Consider the following 2,199-nt stretch of genomic DNA (forward strand, 5'->3'; position numbering starts at 1 on the left):
ACACCATCGACACCATCCCCGCCGAACACCCCCTCACCGCCGTCATCCACACCGCCGGCATCCTCGACGACGCCACCGTCGCCTCTCTGGCGCCCGAGCAGCTCCACACGGTCTTCGCGAAAGCCCGGGCAGCGCTGAACCTGCACGAGCTGACCACCGGCCTCGACCTGGCCGCGTTCGTGCTCTACTCCTCCGCCGCCGGGCTCTTGGGCAATCCCGGCCAGGCCAACTACGCGGCGGCCAACGTCCTTCTCGACGCTCTCGCCTGCCACCGCAGAAGCCGGGGAGAACCCGCCACCTCCATCGCCTGGGGCATGTGGACCGGCGGCATGAGCGCCCACCTCACCAACGAAGACCTCGCGCCTCGCCCGCAACGGCGCCCTCCCCCTCGACGCCGACACCGGCATGCGCCTTTTCGACGCCGCCCGCTCCATGGACGACGGCCTGGTCATGGCCTCCCTCGTGAACCTGGCCAGACTTCGCGGCCTCGCCGCCGTGGACGAGCCGGCCCCTCTATGGCGCGGCCTCGTTCGCGCCACCGCTCGTCCCGCCGCCGGTACGGGTTCCGGCGGCGTCCCCCTCGCCGAACAGCTCACCGGGCTGACCGCGCAGGAGCAACATCAGCTCCTCCTCACGCTCACCCAGACGCACACCGCCACGGTCCTCGCCCACGACAGCGCGAACGACATCGACCCCGACACCGGCTTCCTCGACCTCGGCCTCGACTCACTCACCGCCCTCGAACTCCGCAACCGACTCGCCACCGCCACCGGCCTCCAACTCCCGGCCACCCTCATCTTCGACCACCCCACTCCCGCCGCCCTCGCCCGGCACATTTTGGAGGCCATCGGGTGTCGGGGGCTCCCGGAGGACAGCGGTGCATCCCCGCTCGCCGAGCTCGAACGGGTTGCCGCGATGCTCGACGCGGCCGACAAGGGTGACGCCGAAACGCGTACCAAGGTCACCGCACGTCTGAGAGCCATGCTCGCGTCTTACACAGCCGACGATGAATTCGCCGCCCGTCTCGACGCGGTATCCGCCGACGACCTTTTCGACGTCATCGACCAGGAATTCGGACGTACCCCAGAAGGAACGTGACTCCAATGGCAGACCAGCAGAAACTCGTCGATTACCTGAAGTGGGTCTCTGCGGATCTCCGTGCCACGCGCCAGCGTCTGGAGGAGGCCGAATCACAGCTGCGGGAGCCGATCGCGGTGGTGGGAATGGCATGCCGCTTCCCCGGCGATGTGGCCTCCCCCGAAGACCTGTGGCAGGTCGTCTCCGACGGCGTCGACACCGTGTCAGAGCTCCCGGCCGACCGTGGATGGGACCTGGAGGGAATCTACGACCCCGATCCGGACCATTCCGGAAGCTCCTATGTCCGAGCGGGCGGGTTCGTGAGCGGGGTGGCCGACTTCGACGCGGAGTTCTTCGGGATCAGCCCGCGTGAGGCATTGGCGATGGACCCGCAGCAACGGCTGCTGCTGGAGGTGTCCTGGGAGCTGTTCGAACGCTCCGGAGTGGACCCCGACCTGTTGCGCGGCACCGATACCGGGGTGTTCGTCGGCGCCGGAGGCTCGGAGTACGTGCCGAGCATGGGCGGCGCCCCACGCGATCTCGAGGGGTATGTGTTCACCGGCAACACGCTCAGCGTCGCCTCGGGTCGGCTGGCGTACGTGTTCGGGCTGGAGGGCCCGGCCTTGACGGTCGACACCGCGTGCTCCTCCTCCCTGGTCGCCGTTCACCTGGCCTGCCAATCCCTCCGCGCGCAGGACTGCTCGATCGCCGTCGCCGGCGGAGTCACCGTCATGGGGTCCTCGGCCGTGTTCGTGGAGCTGTCGCGGCAGCGAGTCCTCTCGCCGGACGGGCGGTGCAAGGCGTTCTCCGCCACCGCCGACGGCTTCGGCTCCTCCGAGGGGGCCGGGCTGGTGCTGCTGGAGCGTCTGTCGGACGCCCACCGCAACGGCCATCCCGTCCTGGCCGTCATCCGCGGCAGCGCCGTCAACCAGGACGGAGCCAGCAGCGGACTCACCGCACCCAGCGGCCCCTCACAAGAACGAGTAATCCGCACCGCCCTCACCAACGCAGGACTACAGCCCCAAGACATCGACGCGGTCGAGGCGCACGGCACCGGCACCGCCCTCGGCGACCCCATCGAAGCCCAAGCCCTCATCACCACCTACGGACAACAACGCCACC

Annotated in this window: 2 protein-coding genes and 1 pseudogene; all 3 read left to right on the top strand. The window is 69.3% G+C overall.

Going from position 1 to position 2,199, the window contains the following annotated elements; all coding sequences use genetic code 11:
• Positions 1–59: 59 nt before the first annotated feature.
• Positions 60–263 (top strand): annotated as a pseudogene (locus ACFFNX_RS50230) (KR domain-containing protein); the annotation flags it as partial.
• Positions 264–405: 142 nt separating this feature from the next.
• Positions 406–1,098, top strand: a complete 693-nt coding sequence (locus ACFFNX_RS50235) for a phosphopantetheine-binding protein (protein WP_378213581.1) — start codon at positions 406–408, stop codon at positions 1,096–1,098.
• 5 nt (positions 1,099–1,103) lie between these two features.
• A partial coding sequence (locus tag ACFFNX_RS50240; protein WP_378213582.1) for a beta-ketoacyl synthase N-terminal-like domain-containing protein occupies positions 1,104–2,199 on the top strand: 1,096 nt, incomplete at its 3' end.

The organism is Actinoallomurus acaciae (assembly GCF_042429965.1).
Taxonomy (GTDB): Bacteria; Actinomycetota; Actinomycetes; order Streptosporangiales; family Streptosporangiaceae; genus Actinoallomurus; species Actinoallomurus acaciae.